15 protein-coding genes are annotated in these 16225 nt (G+C 75.3%); 5 read left to right on the top strand and 10 right to left on the bottom strand.

The annotated features are described in order from the left end of the window. Nucleotides 1-16 precede the first annotated feature (16 nt). The 5 genes from ACZ52J_RS11920 to ACZ52J_RS11900 form a co-directional block, all read right to left on the bottom strand. The gene (locus tag ACZ52J_RS11920) at nucleotides 17-772 is read right to left on the bottom strand and encodes an SDR family NAD(P)-dependent oxidoreductase (RefSeq protein WP_465617857.1); all 756 of its coding nucleotides are present in this window, start codon (nucleotides 770-772) and stop codon (nucleotides 17-19) included. Between the two features lie 395 nt (nucleotides 773-1167). Further along, complete coding sequence (locus ACZ52J_RS11915; protein ID WP_465617855.1) at nucleotides 1168-1935, bottom strand: transglycosylase family protein; 768 nt, start codon at nucleotides 1933-1935, stop codon at nucleotides 1168-1170. 554 nt (nucleotides 1936-2489) lie between these two features. Continuing rightward, nucleotides 2490-3158 carry a response regulator transcription factor gene (locus tag ACZ52J_RS11910; protein WP_360494158.1) on the bottom strand — a complete coding sequence of 223 codons (669 nt, stop codon included), beginning with the start codon at nucleotides 3156-3158 and terminating at the stop codon, nucleotides 2490-2492. Nucleotides 3159-3315: 157 nt separating this feature from the next. After that, nucleotides 3316-5001, bottom strand: coding sequence for a sensor histidine kinase (locus ACZ52J_RS11905; protein ID WP_465617853.1), 1686 nt, complete (start codon nucleotides 4999-5001; stop codon nucleotides 3316-3318). 111 nt (nucleotides 5002-5112) lie between these two features. Beyond that, nucleotides 5113-7533, bottom strand: a complete 2421-nt coding sequence (locus ACZ52J_RS11900; protein ID WP_465617851.1) for a SpoIIE family protein phosphatase — start codon at nucleotides 7531-7533, stop codon at nucleotides 5113-5115. 202 nt (nucleotides 7534-7735) lie between these two features. Here ACZ52J_RS11900 and ACZ52J_RS11895 point away from each other — a divergent pair, with 202 nt between their 5' ends. From ACZ52J_RS11895 to ACZ52J_RS11885, 3 genes are all read left to right on the top strand, one after another. Next, on the top strand, nucleotides 7736-8068 hold the full coding sequence (locus ACZ52J_RS11895) for a DUF4326 domain-containing protein (protein ID WP_465617844.1): 333 nt from the start codon (nucleotides 7736-7738) through the stop codon (nucleotides 8066-8068). A gap of 141 nt (nucleotides 8069-8209) precedes the next feature. Next, nucleotides 8210-9526: an outer membrane protein assembly factor BamB family protein gene (locus tag ACZ52J_RS11890; protein ID WP_465617842.1), complete on the top strand. Its 1317-nt coding sequence runs from the start codon at nucleotides 8210-8212 to the stop codon at nucleotides 9524-9526. A 40-nt stretch (nucleotides 9527-9566) separates the two neighbouring features. Continuing rightward, nucleotides 9567-10202: a nucleoside/nucleotide kinase family protein gene (locus tag ACZ52J_RS11885; protein WP_465617840.1), complete on the top strand. Its 636-nt coding sequence runs from the start codon at nucleotides 9567-9569 to the stop codon at nucleotides 10200-10202. A 51-nt stretch (nucleotides 10203-10253) separates the two neighbouring features. On the opposite strand, the gene ACZ52J_RS11880 is transcribed toward ACZ52J_RS11885, so the two are convergent. The 5 genes from ACZ52J_RS11880 to ACZ52J_RS11860 all read right to left on the bottom strand — a co-directional run bounded on the left by ACZ52J_RS11880 (nucleotide 10254) and on the right by ACZ52J_RS11860 (nucleotide 14728). After that, nucleotides 10254-11087, bottom strand: a complete 834-nt coding sequence (locus ACZ52J_RS11880) for a DNA-formamidopyrimidine glycosylase family protein (RefSeq protein ID WP_465617838.1) — start codon at nucleotides 11085-11087, stop codon at nucleotides 10254-10256. 112 nt (nucleotides 11088-11199) lie between these two features. Then, a complete protein-coding gene (locus ACZ52J_RS11875; protein WP_465617836.1) occupies nucleotides 11200-11637 on the bottom strand; it encodes a universal stress protein in 438 nt (145 codons plus the stop codon). A gap of 150 nt (nucleotides 11638-11787) precedes the next feature. Then, nucleotides 11788-12837 carry a zinc metalloprotease gene (locus ACZ52J_RS11870; protein ID WP_465617834.1) on the bottom strand — a complete coding sequence of 350 codons (1050 nt, stop codon included), beginning with the start codon at nucleotides 12835-12837 and terminating at the stop codon, nucleotides 11788-11790. Between the two features lie 97 nt (nucleotides 12838-12934). Beyond that, entirely contained in the window at nucleotides 12935-13642 is a 708-nt protein-coding gene (locus tag ACZ52J_RS11865; RefSeq protein ID WP_396287852.1) for an AAA family ATPase, read from the bottom strand. A 159-nt stretch (nucleotides 13643-13801) separates the two neighbouring features. Next, on the bottom strand, nucleotides 13802-14728 hold the full coding sequence (locus tag ACZ52J_RS11860) for an LLM class F420-dependent oxidoreductase (protein ID WP_465617831.1): 927 nt from the start codon (nucleotides 14726-14728) through the stop codon (nucleotides 13802-13804). A 154-nt stretch (nucleotides 14729-14882) separates the two neighbouring features. On the opposite strand from ACZ52J_RS11860, the gene ACZ52J_RS11855 reads away from it, so the two are divergent. Further along, on the top strand, nucleotides 14883-15236 hold the full coding sequence (locus tag ACZ52J_RS11855) for a DUF6401 family natural product biosynthesis protein (protein ID WP_360493649.1): 354 nt from the start codon (nucleotides 14883-14885) through the stop codon (nucleotides 15234-15236). A 182-nt stretch (nucleotides 15237-15418) separates the two neighbouring features. Continuing rightward, nucleotides 15419-16183, top strand: coding sequence for an alpha/beta fold hydrolase (locus ACZ52J_RS11850; RefSeq protein ID WP_465617828.1), 765 nt, complete (start codon nucleotides 15419-15421; stop codon nucleotides 16181-16183). Nucleotides 16184-16225 lie beyond the last annotated feature (42 nt).

Here is a 16225-nt window from a genome sequence, read left to right as displayed (position 1 = left end):
CCGTCCACCGCGCGGGTCAGGCCGCGAAGCCGCCGTCCACCGCCAGCTCCGCGCCCGTCACGTACCGGCCGTCCTCGCCGACCAGGTAGGCGACGGCGGCCGCGACCTCCGCGGCGGTCCCGAAGCGGCCGAGCGCGGTGAGCCCGGCCTGGAACTCCGCCGCCGGTCCGTCGGCGGGGTTCATGTCGGTGTCGATCGGGCCCGGGTGCACCAGGTTGGCGGTGATCCCGCGCGGGCCGAGCTCCCGGGCCAGCGCCTTGGTGAGCCCGATCAGCGCGGCCTTGCTGGTCGCGTACAGCGTGGCGCCGGGGAAGGCGACCCGCTTGGCGATGCAGCTGCCGATGGTGACGACCCGTCCGCCCTCGGCCAGGTGTGCGGAGGCCGCCTGGGCGAACAGGAAGGGCGCCCGGACGTTCACCTCCAGCACCCGGTCGACGTCGGCCGGAGCCAGCTCGCCGATCGGGCCGAGGGCGCCGACACCGGCGTTGTTCACCAGGACGTCCAGTCGCCCGAACCGTTCGGCGACCGCCGCCACCGCGGCCTGTATCGCCTGCGGGTCTGCGCTGTCCGCGCGGACGGCCCAGCCGGTCCGCCCCATCGCGGTGATCTTCGCGGCGACCTCCTCGGCCCGCTCCGCGCCGCCCTGGTAGGTCAGCACCACATCGGCGCCGTCCTCGGCCAGCCGCAGCGCGACCGCCGCCCCGATCCCCCTGCTGCCGCCGGTCACCAGGGCCACCTTGCCGTCGAGCACCGCGGTTCCGTTCATCGTCATATCTCCAGAACTCCTCGTTCCGATCTCGGACATGACTCGATCCTGGTCCGAGGCGCGGCAAACCTCCGGCGGGATTCGGACGTCGCGTTGAACCTTCAACCATGCTTCGAAGCGCCCCCGCACCCCGGCGTGCGCGCCGCCTACCGGTCGTGCGACCCGACGGCCGGCCGCCCCGTGCGATTCGACCCGCCGCCCGCCGTCCCGGACCAGCGGGCGCCGCCCCGGGAACGCACCGCGCCGAGCGGCCGCCCCCCGCACAGGGGGCAGCCGCTCGGCCGGGTCGCGAGGCTCCGTCGGAGGCTGGGTCGGGCACTCCGTCGCAGGCCCGCTCGGAACCTCCGTCAGATGGTTGCGGGCCGTCAGACGGCTTGCGGGTGTCAGACGGTTGCGGGCCGTCAGACGGTCAGGGTCTGGCCCGGGAAGATCAGGTCCGGGTTGCCACCGATGACGCGCACGTTCTGCTGGTAGAGGTGGTCGGTGTCGACGCTGAACTTGGCCGCGATGTCACTCAGGGTGTCACCGCTCTTGACGGTGTAGCTGCCGCCGGCGCTGTTCGTCGGCGCGGCCGGCGCGGACTGCACCGGCTTGGCGGACGGACGTCCCGGTGCCGGGTCGGCGGCCTGGGGCGCCTGCTGCTTGGCCATCGGAGCCATCGGGGCCGCCGGGGCCGGCTTGGCCACGGGCTTCGCCGCCTTGGTCGCCGGCTTGGCGGCGGGCGTGGCGGCCGGCGCGGCGTTCGAGGAGGTGTCGACGGCGGCGGGGGCGCCACCCTTGCTCAGGCCCGCCTTCTTCGAGCAGACCGGCCAGGCGCCCGGGCCCTGCGAGGCGAGCACCTTCTCGGCGACCGCGATCTGCTGCGCCCTGGTCGCCTGGTTGGCCTGGGGGGCGTACGCGGTGCCGCCGTACGCCTTCCAGGTGCCGGGGGAGAACTGCAGGCCGCCGTGGAACCCGTTGCCGGTGTTGATGCTCCAGTTGCCGCCGCTCTCGCACTGGGCGACGGAGTCCCAGGCGGAGGCCGGTGCGGCGGAGGCCGACGTGGCCGTGACGAGGCCGACCACCGGCAGGGCCGCGGCGGCGGCGCCCGCGACGACCGCCATCCGCACGCGGTTGCGCTTGGTGGTGGTGGTCTCGGTGGCAGCGGCGGTCTCGTGACGGGGATTCATACAGATCCTCTCGACAAGCCCCGGGCGGGCAGGCGGAACCAGGCCCGGGACATGGGCCGGTGGTGTCCGCTCACCTCACTCGACGGGCGGCCGGGCACGTGTCGGACGTACCGTGCCGCCCCGGTCACCCTCCGCTCGCCGGGGCCGGTTCGAGCCGGCCTGGTCGGCGGCACCGCCCTCGCGCCGTGGGTCAGTCGGCGGGCAGTGCGTCGGGGTGAACCCGGGTGGCGCTCGTTGCGCCGCCAATGAAGCTAGGGGGCATCCCCCGGGCTCAGCAAGCAATTCTTCGACGTCGCAGGTCAGTTGACTGTTACCGGCGGTATCGATCAAGAAACGGCGCCCGGTTTGACCGGGTTTGACCGGGTTTTCGAGATCAAATGATCAGATCCCGTGCCCTCGCTCACATCTGTCCATTCGCGAGATCCGGCACACCATCCACTCATGGCGACCGCGAACTGACGCACCGTCACCAGTACACCCGGAGTTCCCGGCTCCACGGAGCCGCCGAGTGGCATCCACCACACCGACCACGTTCCGTGAGCGCGCGAATGCGCTCAGCTCCGCCCGTCGAGCTCCGCGTCCCGCGCCAGCAGCGCGGCCTGGACCCGGTTCTCGCAGCCCAGCTTGGCCAGGATCCGGCTCACGTAGGTCTTCACCGTCGCCTCGCTCATGTGGATCCGGGCCCCCGCGTCGGCGTTGGACAGGCCCTCGCCGAGCAGCGCCAGCACCTCCAGCTCGCGCGCGGTGAGCACCTCCAGCCGGCGCCGGGCCGCGGCGCTGCGGGCGGCCAGCGAGCCGCTGTGCCCGGCCGCCAGCGAGTCGACGATGTGTCGGGTGGCGGCCGGGGAGAGGAAGGCGTTCCCGCCGGCGGCCGCCCGGACGGCCTGGATCAGCTCGTTCGGCGCGGTGTCCTTGAGCAGGAAGCCGGCGCCGCCCTCGGTCACGGCGCGCAGGACGTTCTCGCGCTCCCCGAAGGTGGTGAGGATCAGCGCCCGCGCGCCGGGGGCGACCCTCGCCAGCTCCCCGAGCGCCGTCAGTCCGTCCATCACCGGCATCTGGATGTCCAGCAGCACCACGTCCACCCGGTGCGCCCGGGCCAGCTCCAGCGCCTCCCGGCCGTCGGCGGCCTCGGCGACCACCTCGATGTCGTCGGCGGAGCCGAGGATCATCCTGATGCCGGCCCGGATCAGCGGCTCGTCGTCGGCGACGAGGACTCGGATCACGCTGGTCATTCCCCTCGAACGGTCTTTCGGGTGCGGGACCATCCTCACATCTCCGCCGCCCGGCCCGGACCGCCGGTCCCCCCGGCCTTGGCCCCCGGCGACCCGACCCCCGCCCCCGATCCCCCCAGCCCCGACCCCGACCCGGGCACACGCGCGATCAGTCCTTGGCGACGTACTCCTGCTTGTCCACCAGCACCCCGTCCCGGAAGCAGAACCGCGCCACGTGCTGCTCGTTCCAGGTCTCACCGGGCGGGCCGCCCAGGAGGTACCAGCGGCACCGCGCGCCCTCCGGCAGGGTCGGCCCGGTGCGCTTGTAGTCGTCGGTGAAGAAGCCGTTGCCGGACGGCAGTTCGCGCAGCACCGCGGCCTCGGCCGTGCCGACCTCGATCCGGTCGTACCGCGTCTTCTTCACCGTCGCGTCGCGGCTGCCGTCGACGAAGGCCACGACCCCCCAGACCAGCAGCCCCAGCACGGTCAGCCCGACCGCCACCACGCCGACCGCGCAGCCCATCGCCGGACTGCGCCGCTTGCCGTCCGCCTCGTCGGCCGGCAGGCCCTCGAACACCCAGTGGTCCGCCCCGGCCCCGGCGGCGGCGCCCTCCGTGTCGCCCTCCGTCCCCTCGTACGGCAGTACGGCGGCCAGCCGGAAGCCGTGCTCCGGCGTCGGCCCGGCGTGCACCATGCCGCCGACCAGCCTCGCGCGCTCCCGCAACCCGGTGAGCCCCTGACCGCCGCTCACGGCCTGGCCCGCTCCGGCGCGCACGCCCACCAGCTCCGGCGCGCGCGTGTTGGTGACCTCCACCACCAGCGCGTCCGGCTCGTACCGGAGCGCGACGCCGATCGGCGCGCCGGGGGCGTGCTTGTGCGCATTGGTGAGCGCCTCCTGCACGATCCGGTACGCCGCGTGGTCGACCGCGGCCGGCAGCGGGCGCCGCTCGCCCTCCCGGCTGAGCGTCACCTCCGCCCCGGCCGCCCGGGAGGACTGCAGCAGCCCGTCGATCCCGTCCACCCCGCCCCGGGCGGGCGCCGCGGCCGCCGCCCCCACCACGGGCGGTGCCCCCGCCGTGGGCCGCGCCGCCGTCGACTCGTCGTGCAGCACCCCGACCACCTCGCGCAGCTCGCGCATCGCCGCGACCGCCGCCTGCCGCAGCACCCCGACCGCCTCCCGCTGCCGGTCGGTGAGCGCACGGTCCACCTCCAGCGCGCCCGAGTGCACCGAGATCAGCGCCAGCTGGTGGCCCAGGCTGTCGTGCATGTCCTGGGCTATCCGGTGCCGCTCGCGCAGCCGTGCCTGGTGCACCACCATGACCCGCTCGCGCAGCAGCTGGTCGTTGCGCTCGCGCAGCGCGTCCAGCAGGGCGCGCCGCTGCGCGCGGTAGCGGCCGTACAGGGCGGGCAGCACGGCGAGCACCAGGAAGGTGCCCAGCGACAGCCCGAGGACCAGCTTGGGCGAGACCGAGGAGGCGTCCTTCAGTACGCCCGTCACGACGAACAGCGCCCAGCCCAGGACGAAGGTGCCGACCAGCGTCCAGGCCCGGCGGATCCGCGCCCCGGCCGTCCAGCCCGCGCAGACCAGCAGCAGCACCGGACCCCCCGACCAGCCGGAGGCCGCCGCGGCGGCGAGCAGCACGGTGGCCGGCAGCCCCCGCCGCAGCACCCACAGCGCCGCGACGCCGAGGCCGAAGGGCACCGCCAGGCCGGTGTCGGCAAGGGTCTCCAGCAGGGCGGCCAGACCGCCCATCAGCAGGGCGAGCGCGGCCTCGCCCACCACCCGCCGGGGCCGCCAGGGCCCCGGCAGCGCCGTCCGTACCGCCTTCTTCCAGGCCCGTGCGATCGCATCCACCTGCCGAGGCTAACCGGCCGGCCGACGCCCCCGCCGTCCTCCTTCGTCGCCGCCGGCACCGACGAAAGTCGCCTGGTCACGTCCATCGGTGGGGTCCGCCCGGGCGCCCGCTCAGCCGAAGGCCGTCAGCAGCAGCGCCACGTCGTCCACCCGGCGGGTCGAGCCGACCTCGCGCAGCAGCCGCTCGGCCGCCTCCTCCAGCCCCTCCCCCGCCGGGGCCCGGGCCAGCGCGGCGCGCAGCCGGTCCACGCCCTGGTCGATCGCCACCGCCGGGTCCTCGACCAGCCCGTCCGTGTACAGCGCGAGCACCGCGCCCGGCCGCAGCCGCAGTTCGCTGACCGGGTACTCGGCCCGCTCGTCCACGCCGAGCAGCGGTCCACCCGCCACGTACAGCGCCTCGGCCCGCCCGCCCGGGTGGCGCAGCACCGGCGGCAGGTGCCCGGCGCGGGCGATCCGGGCGGCGCCGTCGGCCGGGGTGAGCCGGACCAGGCAGCAGCTGGCGAGCAGCCCGGGGTCGAGGTCGAGCAGCAGCCGGTTGGTGCGCGCGAGCACCTGGTCGGGCGGGTCGCCGCCGGTCGCGAAGGCGCGGACGGCGCTGCGCAGCTGGCCCATCGCGGCGGCGGCGGCGACGCTGTGGCCCTCGACGTCGCCGATCACCAGGGTGACGTCACGGCCGGTGACGATCACGTCGTACCAGTCGCCGCCGATCTCCATCCCCTGGGTTCCGGGCAGGTAGCGGGCGGTGATCCGGATGCCGGGCACCTCGGGCAGCCGGTGCGGCAGCAGCGCCTGCTGCAGGCCGCGGGCCAGGGCGAACTCCGCGTCGTACAGCCGGGCGCGCTCCAGGGCCTGGGCGATGAAGCCGCCCAGGGCGGTGAGCAGGCCGCGTTCCTCGACGGTGAACGGGTGCGGGCGGTCGAAGCCGAGGATGCAGCTGCCGACCGGGCGGCCGGAGGCGATCAGCGGCAGGAAGGCCCAGGCGCCCATCTCGTCGAGGGCCAGGCCCGGGTAGGCGGCGGAGAGGTCCCGCACCGACTCGAAGAAGATCGGGGTTCCGGTGCTGAGCGTTTCCGCGCCGGGGACGCGGGCGTCGATCGGGGTGCCCTCGAAGGTGTCCAGGAAGCCGTCCGGGTAGCCGCTCTGCGAGACCAGGTGCAGGTGCTTGTCGCGCACCGTGTAGATGGCGAGTTCCTGGCCGCCGAAGGCCGGCAGGATCTCCTCGGCCACCGCCCGGCACACGTCGCGCACGGTGACCGCCTCGGTGAGCGCGCTGGCGAGCTGGAGCAGGTGGTGGGTGCCGCCGACGTCGGTGCGGGCGGCCGGCGGCGGCCCGGTCGGCGGCTCGGCGGCGCCGGGCAGGGGTTCGGCGGCGACGACCCGGCCGGTGACGCCGTGCGCGTCGGGGTAGAGCGAGAAGGCGAGCCAGCCGTCCGGTGGGCGGGCCGCCAGGAAGGTGGTGGGCCGCTGGGAGAGCAGCGCCGCGCGGTAGCGGTGCTCGTAGAAGGGATCGGCGAGCCAGGGCAGGACGTCCCAGGGGTGGTGGCCGATCAGGTCCTCGCGGCGGGCCCGCAGCAGGGGCTCGGTGGCACGGTTGGCGTAACCGATCCGACCGTCCAGGTCGAGCGAGAACACGCCCTCGTGCAGCCGCTCGACGGCGGCCGCGGCGGCGGTCAGGCTCCGGACGTCCAGCACGGCGCCCACCAGGTGGGTCCGGCCGTCCGAGATCGCCGCGGGCACCCGCGCCCACAGCTCCACCGGGAACGGCAGGCCGTCCGGCCCGAGCACCCGGACCCGGGCGGCCAGCACCTCGCCGTGCTCCAGCGCGGTCCGGGCGGCGGCCCGGAACTCCGGCAGGTCACCGGGGGCGACCCGGCGGTTCAGGGCGGCCACCGTGCCGTCGAACTCCCCCGGCCCGAACCCGAAGATCTCCCGGAACCGCGTGTCGGCGGAGAGCGCCCCGGTGACCACGTTCCAGTCGAACAGCCCGACCCGGGTGGTCGGCACCGACGGCGGCGGCAGTTCGACCACGGCCGCCTCCTCGCCCGGCTCCACGGACTGCCCGGCCTCCGCCAACTCGGCCAGCCTGTCGCCCAGTTCGGCAGCGACGGCGGCGAGTTCCGGGCCCGCCGGCCCCGGCACCCCGTCGTCCGAGGCGGGCCACAGCGCGCTCAGCACCCCGAACCGCTCGGGGCCGTGCCCCACCGGCACGCAGGCCGAGGCGAAGTCGTACGGCAGGCCGACCGCGAGCTGCGGGAAGCGCCGCATGGTGTCCTCGGAGTCGGACAGGACGATCTCGTGCCCGGTCCGGAAGCAGACCGCGACCGGCAGCGGCCCGGCCGCCGCGATCCGCCGGAACGGGGTCATCACCGACATCGGCACCCCCGCGATCGTGTGCAGCACCAGCGAGCGGCGGTCCCGCGAACGCAGGTGCACCATCGCGCCGTACGCCCCGGTGGAGCCGAGCACCCGGCGCACGGCGACCGCGAGCAGCTCGTCCCGTCGGCGGTCCGCTCCCTGGGCCGTTTCCCGCACGGATCGCGGAAGCTCCCGGCGCACCTGCGCGTCGGCTCCGGGCTCCCGCGGCCGGTCCGGCCCGGACCGCGCCCCAGGGTCCCCACCGGTCACATCCGGATGGCGCATGCTCTTTTGCTACGCCGGGCCCGGAACCGTGTCAAGGCGAGCCCGCTCCCGCCCCGGGCTGCCGGGCCGCCCCGCTTGCACCAGCATGGACGGCATGCCGAGCACGACCCGCCGCACCACCGTGGTCAACCTCAAGGGCCACCGCGACGACCCCGACTACGACGACGTCGTCTACGTCGGCCGCGCCATGCACCGCGGCGGCTGGCACCTCGCCGAGTCGCCGCTGCACTGCCCGTACCGCCCGGGCCCCGACCTCACCCGCGAGGAGATGGTCGCCGCGTACCGCGACCACCTCCTCGCCCGCCCCGACCTCCTCGCCCTCGTCCCGCCGCTGCGCGGTCACCGCCTCGGCTGCTGGTGCGCACCCCTGCCCTGCCACGCCGACGTCCTCGCCGACCTGGCGGACCACCCGCCGAAGAAGCCCTGACGCCCACCCCCGCACAGCCGCGTCCGTCTCTGCCCACGACGCCCGCCCCGCCTCTTCCACCGCTTCGGACGGTTCGGGGGCTGTTCGATATCCTCCGGGCGGGTGGCGGCGTGAGGCCGCCGGCGGGGAAGCGAGAGCCGTATGCAGTCGTCGTCCGAGGGGGCCGCGCGCGAGGCGTCGTGGCAGTGGGACGGGGAGGAGGACGGCAACGGGGAGGCGCCCGAGGACGTGATCGGCGGGGGCGGCGACGGGCCGCGGCTGAGCCGGCGCGGGATGCTGATCGGCGCCGGGGTGCTCGCGGCGGGCGGGGCCGTCTGGGCGTTGGGCCGTTCGGGTGCCGGCGGCGCCGTTGCGCCGAGGCCGACCAGGCCGCAACCGACCGCGCTCTCCGGCCCGACCCCGGCCTGGACCTACCGCGGCCCCCAGGCGATGACCCCGGAACGGCTCACCGACCCGCCGGGCCGCCCCGTCTACCTGTCCAAGACCGGCCTGCAGGTCCTCGACCCGGCCAACGGCACCGCCGCCCGGCTGCTGGTCTTCGACCCGCCGGAGAGCCGCGACTGGCCCAGCGACCTCGACATGCTCGGCAAGGTCGTGGTCGGGCCCGACCGCCTCTTCGCCACCACCTACGAGGGCCACCTCGAAGCCCGCCACTTCACCGACCCCGCCGCCGACTGGAGCCTTCCGCTGCCCGACGAGCTGGGGGGCACCCAGACCCGGCTCACCGGCTACGACCACGGCACCCTGTACGGCTACTCCTGGGCCGGCCCCCGGCCCCCGGAGGCCCCGTCGGATAACCGGCTGTTCGCCCTGCGGGTCGCCGACCGTTCCTTCCTCTGGTCCGTCCCCACCGAACGCGAGGAGCAGCCGGTCACCCCCGCCACCATGATCGGCGACAGCCTTCTGGCCTGTGTCCGCTTCCTCGGCAACCGCGCCGAGCTGGTGGCCCGGGACGCCGCCACCGGCCGGCAGCTGTGGACCGCCCCCGGCGACGAGGACCTGCGCTGGTGCGTCACCGGCTCGCAGGACGTCTACGTCCCCGACGGCAACGGCGGCGTGCGCGCGCTGCGCCCCACCGGCGAGCCCCGCTGGACGTACTCCCCCGCCCGGGGCGAGTCCTGGCGGGCGCTGCCGCCCGTCCCGGACGGCCCGCGGGTGTACGTCGCGCGCGACAACGGCATCGTCACCGGCCACGACGCGACCACCGGTGCCGTCGAGTGGACCTGCCGCCTGCCGTACCTGCTGGACCGCCGCACCCACCCCCTGGTCGCCGACCACACGCTGTTCGTGCCGGGTACGGCGGTCGGCGGGGTCAGCGCGATCCACACCGCGACCGGCGAGCTGGGGTGGACCTTCCGCGACTCGGGCCCCGGCCGGGACGTCTGGAGCCTCGCCGCCGACGGCGGCCACCTCTACGCGGGCCACGACGACATCCTGTACGCCCTCCCGCTGACCTGAGCGGCTCCACGAAGCGTCCACCAAGCGGCAGGATGGCCCGATGCAGGTACGCCCGATCTCCCCCGACAAGCTGGCCGAGCTGCTCGCCGACCGCATCACCGCCCTGCCCGACGCCGTCGGGCGCCGGCTGCGGGTGGCCGTCGACGGCGCCGCGGCCGCCCGCCCCGAGGCACTCGCCGACGCCCTGGTGGAACCGCTGCGGCTGCGCGGCCGCCCCACGCTGCGGGTGTCGGCGGCGGACTTCCTGCGCCCGGCCTCGATCCGGCTGGAGTACGGCCACCACGACGCGGACGCCTTCCACGACCTCTGGCTGGACGACGGCGCCCTGCTGCGCGAAGTCCTCGACCCGCTGGAGCCGGGCGGCAGCGGCCGTGTCCTGCCCTCCCTGCGCGACCCGGTCACCGACCGCTCCACCCGCGCTCCGTACGTCCGACTCCCGCCCGGCGGCGTCCTGTTGCTGGACGGCCGGCTCCTCCTCGGCCGCTGGCTGCCGCTGGACCTGACCGTCCACCTCGCCCTCACCCCGGCCGCCCTGGCCCGCCGCACCCCCGCCGACCAGCAGTGGACCCTCCCCGCCTTCGCCCGCTACGAGGCGGAAACCGCCCCCGCCGAAGCCGCCGACATCACCATCCGCATGGACGACCCCCGCCACCCCGCCCTGGTCGAACACCCGTAACCCCGGCGAACGCCCCGGCCCGCCACCCGCCGCCCCGGGCGGCCCGCACGCTCACCGCCCCGGCGGCCTGCCCCTCCCGGGGCGGGCGGGGGTCGGGGCGGGGCCGCGCTGGCAGTACGGGCACCAGAACACCGCCCGGTCCCGTGGGGGCGAGCCCTGCCGCCCGGTCACGACGGGGGTGACGCAGCGCGGGCAGGGCCGCCCGGCCCGGCCGTAGACCCAGTGCTGGTAGCCGGGCCTGGTGTCGCCGGTGGTGATGTGGCCGGGGCGCAGCTTGTTGGCGTCCAGCATCTGCCGGGCGCGCTCCACCAGCCGGTCGGGGTGCGGGAGTTCGCCGACCTCGGTCCACGGTGTCACGCCGGCCACGAAGCACAGCTCGTTGGCGTAGACATTGCCGATGCCGGCCAGGTTGCGCTGGTCGAGGAGGGCCTCGATGACCGGGCGGCCCGGGTGGGCGAGGAGACGGCGGACGGCCTCGACCGGGTCCCAGTCGGAGCCGAGCAGGTCCGGGCCGAGGTGGCCGACGATCCGCCGCTCGTCGGTGGTGCGCAGCAGTTCGACGACGGGCAGCCGGTAGCCGACGGCGGTGCCCCGTTCGGTGCCGAGGACGGCGCGGATCTGCCAGGCGGGGCCGCCGGTCCACCGTTCGCCGGGGCAGTAGACCTCCCAGCGGCCGTCCATCCGCAGGTGGGTGTGCAGGGTGAGGCCGCCTTCGAGGCGGGTGAGCAGGTGCTTGCCGCGCGGGGCGACCTCGAGCACCCGGCGGCCGGCGAGGTCGGCGGTGGCGTGGGCGGGCACCCGCAGGTCGGCGCTGGTCAGCTGTCGGCCGGCGAGGGCCTCGTGCAGCCGGGCCGCCACGCGGTAGACGGAGTCACCTTCTGGCATGTCTCCATTCTGGTCCGCGCGGCGGCCCGGTGGGTCGCGGTGCCCCGTCGCACTACTCCAAGCAGTCCGACTACTCCGGCTGCTCCGACTACTCCGGCTGCTCCGACGCGGGCTACTGCTCGCGGACGACGACCACCGGGCACGGCGCGTGCTCGGTGAGGTGGCGGCTGACCGAGCCGAGCAGGACGCCGGAGAACCCGCCGAGGCCGCGGCTGCCGACGACGAGCAGGGCGGCGCCCTTGGCCGCTTCGAGCAGGACCTTGGGGGCGTTGCCGGGCATCACGCTCTCGCTGATCCGCACGCCCGGGTCGTCGCCGACGACCCTGACGACGGAGTCGGAGAGGGTCTTGCCCGCGAGTTCCTCGGGGTTGAGGGTCTCGCCGGTCGGTACGCCCTGTCCACCCCAGCCGTAGAAGGCGGGGTACTCCCAGGCGGCGATCGCGTTGACGGTCCCGCCGACGGCCTTGGCGTAGTCGACCGCCCAGCGCAGCGCCTGCTCCGAGGCGGGCGAGCCGTCCACGCCGACGACGATCCGGGGATTGGCACTCATGGCCTTGCTCCTTCGGTTGCTCCTGCTTGCTGGTACAGCTGGATGGGCTCCTGATCGGTCCCGACCCTCCGGACACGGATCACGTCGGACACCTGGTCGGCCTGTGCCACGCCGCCGGCGGCGTGCCGCATGAACTTCGCTACTGCCGGATCAACTCCGGTACGCAGCCCACGAGTTCGACATCCGCTGGATCTGCCCGGGAGTGAACTGGCTCATACAGGGGTCGTAGCTGTAGTCCATGTAGTTGTGGATCGGGTCCAGCCCCGGGCTGGAGCAGGTGTCGCGGTCCTCGGGGCAGCCGTAGGCGGCGCTGCGCTCGGCCGGGGTGTCGTCCACGTAGTCGCCCGAGCCCAGGCAGCCGCCCTGGAAGGTGTGGAAGAGGCCGAGCCAGTGGCCGATCTCGTGCGTGGCGGTGTTGCCCTCGTTGTAGTGGGTGGCGGAGCCGCCGGGCAGCGAGGCGTCGAGCACGACCACGCCGTCGTCGGTCGGGTTCGACCGGTACGCGTTCGGGAAGGTCGACCAGCCGAGCAGGGACTGCCCGAGCCGGGCGGTGTAGAGGTTGAGGGCGCCCTGGTCGCCCTTGCGCAGGGCCGTCTTCATCGCCTTCTCGGCGGTCGAGCCGGGCGTCATGCCGCTGTACCAGCCGGCGTTGTCGGTCCAGTCGGTGCCGGCCAGCTCGAAGTGGAACGGAGTGGGGGTGTTGCCCGCGCCCTGGCCGCCGTAGGTGGCGTTGAGGTGGTCGATCTGGGCAGCGACGGCGCCCTCGTCCAGGTTCCCGGAGTCGCCGGCGTGGACCACGTGGACGTAGACCGGGACGGTGGTCGGGGCGCCGATCGGCGCGCGGGCGGTGCCGAGCTTGGCGAGCCGGTCGTCGAGGTCGGCCTGCATCGCCCGGGCCTCGGCGGCGCTGACGGCGTTCGGGTCCTTCCCGGCCTGGCTGCCTGCCGGTTTCCGAGCGGCAGCCCCGACGGCGCCGTCGGCTGTGACCCCGGTGTTGTCTCCTGCGACCCCGGTGCCGTCGGCTGTGACCCTGGTGCTGTCGGCTGTGACCCCGGTGCTGTCGCACATGGTCGTCGGGGCGGCGGCGGCGCGCTGCGGGACCGGTCCCGCAAACTGGCTCAGACCGGCGGCGGCGACCAGCGCGGCGGCGCAGGGGAACAGGCGGGGGGCACGCGAGCGCACCCGGGCAGTACGGCGCATCTGCGCTCCTGACGGGGGAGTTGACGGAGTCTCGGCCGCGCCCGGGCTCGCTCCGGCCGGACCCGTCGGCGCGGCACCCGGCGCGGACTCGCCGAGACTACGACGCCGTGAAGTCGATCTCCCGTAGGGCGCGCGCGGCGGCCCGGTCGAGTACCACGGCCGACGCACAGCCGGCCGGCAGCCGTCCGGCCGCGAGGATCCGCCGGCGCAGCCGGGCGACGCCGGACCGGTGCCGGGCGAAGGCGTAGCGGGAGACGCCGCGTCCGCGCCGCCGCTGCCCGTCCAGCGCCGCGGCCGGGTCGACGTCGAGCAGCAGCAGGTGCACCCGGCGGCCCTGCCGGGCGGCCGCGCGGACGAGCCAGGCCCGTACCCAGGGCAGGGTGCCGCAGTCGTGCACCGCGAGCGGTCCGCCGTCCAGTACGGCGCGGCGCAGCCGCCGGTAGTGCGCGAGCCGGGCGAGCGGGCGGTAGAGGGCGTACGGGAGGCGGCCGGGCAGTCGGGCCGCGTACTCGTCGCGGACCAGCTGGGAGTCGATCAGCGGGGCGCGGACGCAGCGGCGCATCAGGGTGCTCTTGCCGCTGCCGGGCAGGCCGGTGACGATCAGCAGGTCACCGGCGGGGTAGCGCAGGGCCGCCGGGCCCGGTCCGCGCAGCTCGTGCAGGGCGGGCGGGTCGTACGGCGGGGGCAGGACGACGTGCTCCCCGGCGGTGCGCGGCGGCGGCACGCTCGGCACCGCCGCCCGCGCCGTTCTCGTCCCGCTCACCGGATCTCCCCCCGCCGTTCCCTGCTCAGGAGCATGGCGCATTCCCAAGAGCGAGTAAAGGGCGACGGTCGGAGCGGATACGAACGGACCCTGCCGGGCCCGGGCCTGTTGCGGGACCGGGCCCGTTTCCGGCACCCACCGTCGCCGGTCGGTCCCGGTCGGGACCGACCGGCGACGACTGCTGCCGGCTGTTCCCGACCGTCAGCCGAGCTGCGGGGCGATCCGGGAGGCGATCAGCTCCAGGTGGTCGAGGTCGTCCAGGTCGAGGATCTGCAGGTAGATCCGCTCGCTGCCGACGGCCGCGAACCGGCCGATCCTCTCGACCACCTCGTCCGGGGTGCCGGCCAGGCCGTTGGCCTTCAGCTCGTCGACGTCGCGGCCGATGGCGGCGGCCCGGCGGGCCACCTCGGCGTCGTCCCGGCCGACGCAGGCGACCAGGGCGTTGGAGTAGACCAGGTCGTCGGCCGAGCGCCCGGCCTGCTCGACGGCGGCGCGGACCCGGGCGAACTGGGCGGCGGAGTCGTCCACCGAGGCGAACGGCAGGTTGAACTCGTCGGCGAAGCGGGCGGCCAGCGCCGGGGTGCGCTTGGGGCCGAGGCCGCCGACCAGCACCGGGATGCGGTCCTGGGCGGGCTTGGGCAGCGCCGGCGAGTCGGTCAGGGTGTAGTACTCGCCGGCGAAGTCGAAGGTGTCACCGAGCTTGGTGTTCCACAGCCCGGTGATGATCGCCAGCTGCTCCTCCAGCCGGCCGAACTTCTCCTTGGGGAAGGGGATGCCGTAGGCGGTGTGTTCGGCCTCGTACCAGCCGGCGCCGAGGCCGAACTCGACCCGGCCGCCGCTCATCGCGTCGACCTGGGCGACCTGGATCGCGGTGACGCCGGGCAGCCGGAAGGTGGCGGCGGTCATCAGGGTGCCGAGGCGGATGGTGCGGGTGTCGCGGGCGAGGCCGGCCAGGGTGATCCAGGCGTCGGTGGGGCCGGGCAGGCCGTCGACGTCGCCCATCTTCAGGTAGTGGTCGGAGCGGAAGAAGGCGCTGAAGGCACCGAGCTCCTCGGCGGTGCGGGCGACCTTCAGGAGGGTGTCGTAGCTCGCGCCCTGCTGGGGTTCGGTGAAGATGCGAAGATCCATGCGGACCATTCTGGTACCCACCCCCCGGTCGTGAGCGCAGGGAACCGGCCAGACCACGGAACGTACCGGGCTCCCGGGGACGGGTGGCCAAGGTCTCAGCACGGAACCGTCACGGCCCTCCGTTCCCGCCCCCGGTCTCGCCTACCGTGGACGGATGTTCGCGACCCCCGACGAATCCTTCCGACGCTCCCCCGACGAGCCGGCCGGCTGCCCGCTGCCCGGCATCGTGGCGGCCTTCACGCCTCGGCTGGCCGAGTTCGCGTTCGAGCCCGGCTTCGTCGCGGCGGTCGACCAGCACGCGGCGATGCTGCGCGAGCTGCTGTACGCGCAGGGGCCGGAGCTCGCGCCCCGACCCCTGGACCGTGCGGAAGTGTCGGACTACGCGCTGGGTTTCCTGGACGCGCTCGCCGAGATCGGCTGGCGGGAGCCGGTCGGCTACGACTACGCCGTACTCCGGCTCACCGCGATCTGCTGGCTGGCGCGCGAGCAGCGCCTGCTGGAGGCCTGAGACCTACCTCCGCTGCCTCCTCACCGGGTCCCGTCCTCGTCCCCTGGTCCCGCCCCCGTCGGGGCCGCGCGCGCCCGGTGTCCGGGGTGGTTCGCTCGGGTGAACGGTCCGGCGGTCCGCACGCGTACAGTGGCGGTCCGGGGAACAGGCGGCGCGGGCGGGACGGACGGGACGGTGCGGCAGTGAGCGGTACGGCGGCGGACAGCGCGGTGGGGCACCGGGCGCTGCACTGGCGGACCCGCCCGGAACGGGCCCGGGCCGCCGTCCTGGTGCTGCACGGCGGCGAGGAGCACAACCTCGCCCGGCCCGGTCGCCTCAACCTCCCCCTGCTGCGGATGCACGGCTTCCTGCGCGCGCTGACCAAGGCGACCGCGGACGCCGAGGTGGCCGTCGGCACCGTCCGCTACCGCCACCGCGGTTGGAACGGCGAGCGCGCCGACGCCGCCCGGGACACGCTCGCCGCACTCGACGAACTGGCCGCGCTGCTGGGCCCGGTGCCCACCGTCCTGATCGGCCACTCGATGGGCGGACGGGCCGCGCTGCAGGCCGGCGGGCACCCGTCCGTCACCGGCCTGGTCGCCCTCGCCCCGTGGTGCCCGGCCGAGGACCCCTGCGAACAGCTGGCCGACCGGGACGTCCTGATGCTGCACGGCGACCGCGACACCGTCACCGCGCCCGCCGACACCCGCGCCTTCGCCGCCCGCAGCCGTGCCGCCGGCGCCCGCGTCTGCGGCTACACCGTCACCGGCAGCGGCCACGCCATGCTCCAGCGCGTCCCCGACTGGCACCGCGCCACCACCCGCCTCACCACCGCCCTCCTCGGCCTGCACCCCCTCCCCGCCGAAGCCGCCTCCGCCCTCGCCCTCCCAGCCGCCTCCCCCGAGGCACTCACCCTCCCCCTCCCCCGCCAGCCCCGCCGCACCCCGGCCCTCCCGGCCAACCCCTGAGCCGAGGCCGCCGCGCGGTGGCCACCAACCTCACCTGCCGAA

The sequence above is a fragment of the Kitasatospora sp. NPDC034035 genome (assembly GCF_055575755.1).
The sequence above is the reverse complement of the archived record's forward strand: the minus strand, read 5'-3'. Positions and strand labels throughout refer to the sequence as shown.

Coding starts and splice junctions, on each gene's coding strand:
- ACZ52J_RS11920 (WP_465617857.1), bottom strand. CDS start 772: ATGACGATGAACGGAACCGCGGTGCTCGACGGCAAGGTGGCCCTGGTG.
- ACZ52J_RS11915 (WP_465617855.1), bottom strand. CDS start 1,935: ATGAATCCCCGTCACGAGACCGCCGCTGCCACCGAGACCACCACCACC.
- ACZ52J_RS11895 (WP_465617844.1), top strand. CDS start 7,736: ATGCCGAGCACGACCCGCCGCACCACCGTGGTCAACCTCAAGGGCCAC.
- ACZ52J_RS11890 (WP_465617842.1), top strand. CDS start 8,210: ATGCAGTCGTCGTCCGAGGGGGCCGCGCGCGAGGCGTCGTGGCAGTGG.
- ACZ52J_RS11885 (WP_465617840.1), top strand. CDS start 9,567: ATGCAGGTACGCCCGATCTCCCCCGACAAGCTGGCCGAGCTGCTCGCC.
- ACZ52J_RS11880 (WP_465617838.1), bottom strand. CDS start 11,087: ATGCCAGAAGGTGACTCCGTCTACCGCGTGGCGGCCCGGCTGCACGAG.
- ACZ52J_RS11875 (WP_465617836.1), bottom strand. CDS start 11,637: ATGAGTGCCAATCCCCGGATCGTCGTCGGCGTGGACGGCTCGCCCGCC.
- ACZ52J_RS11870 (WP_465617834.1), bottom strand. CDS start 12,837: ATGCGCCGTACTGCCCGGGTGCGCTCGCGTGCCCCCCGCCTGTTCCCC.
- ACZ52J_RS11865 (WP_396287852.1), bottom strand. CDS start 13,642: ATGCGCCATGCTCCTGAGCAGGGAACGGCGGGGGGAGATCCGGTGAGC.
- ACZ52J_RS11860 (WP_465617831.1), bottom strand. CDS start 14,728: ATGGATCTTCGCATCTTCACCGAACCCCAGCAGGGCGCGAGCTACGAC.
- ACZ52J_RS11855 (WP_360493649.1), top strand. CDS start 14,883: ATGTTCGCGACCCCCGACGAATCCTTCCGACGCTCCCCCGACGAGCCG.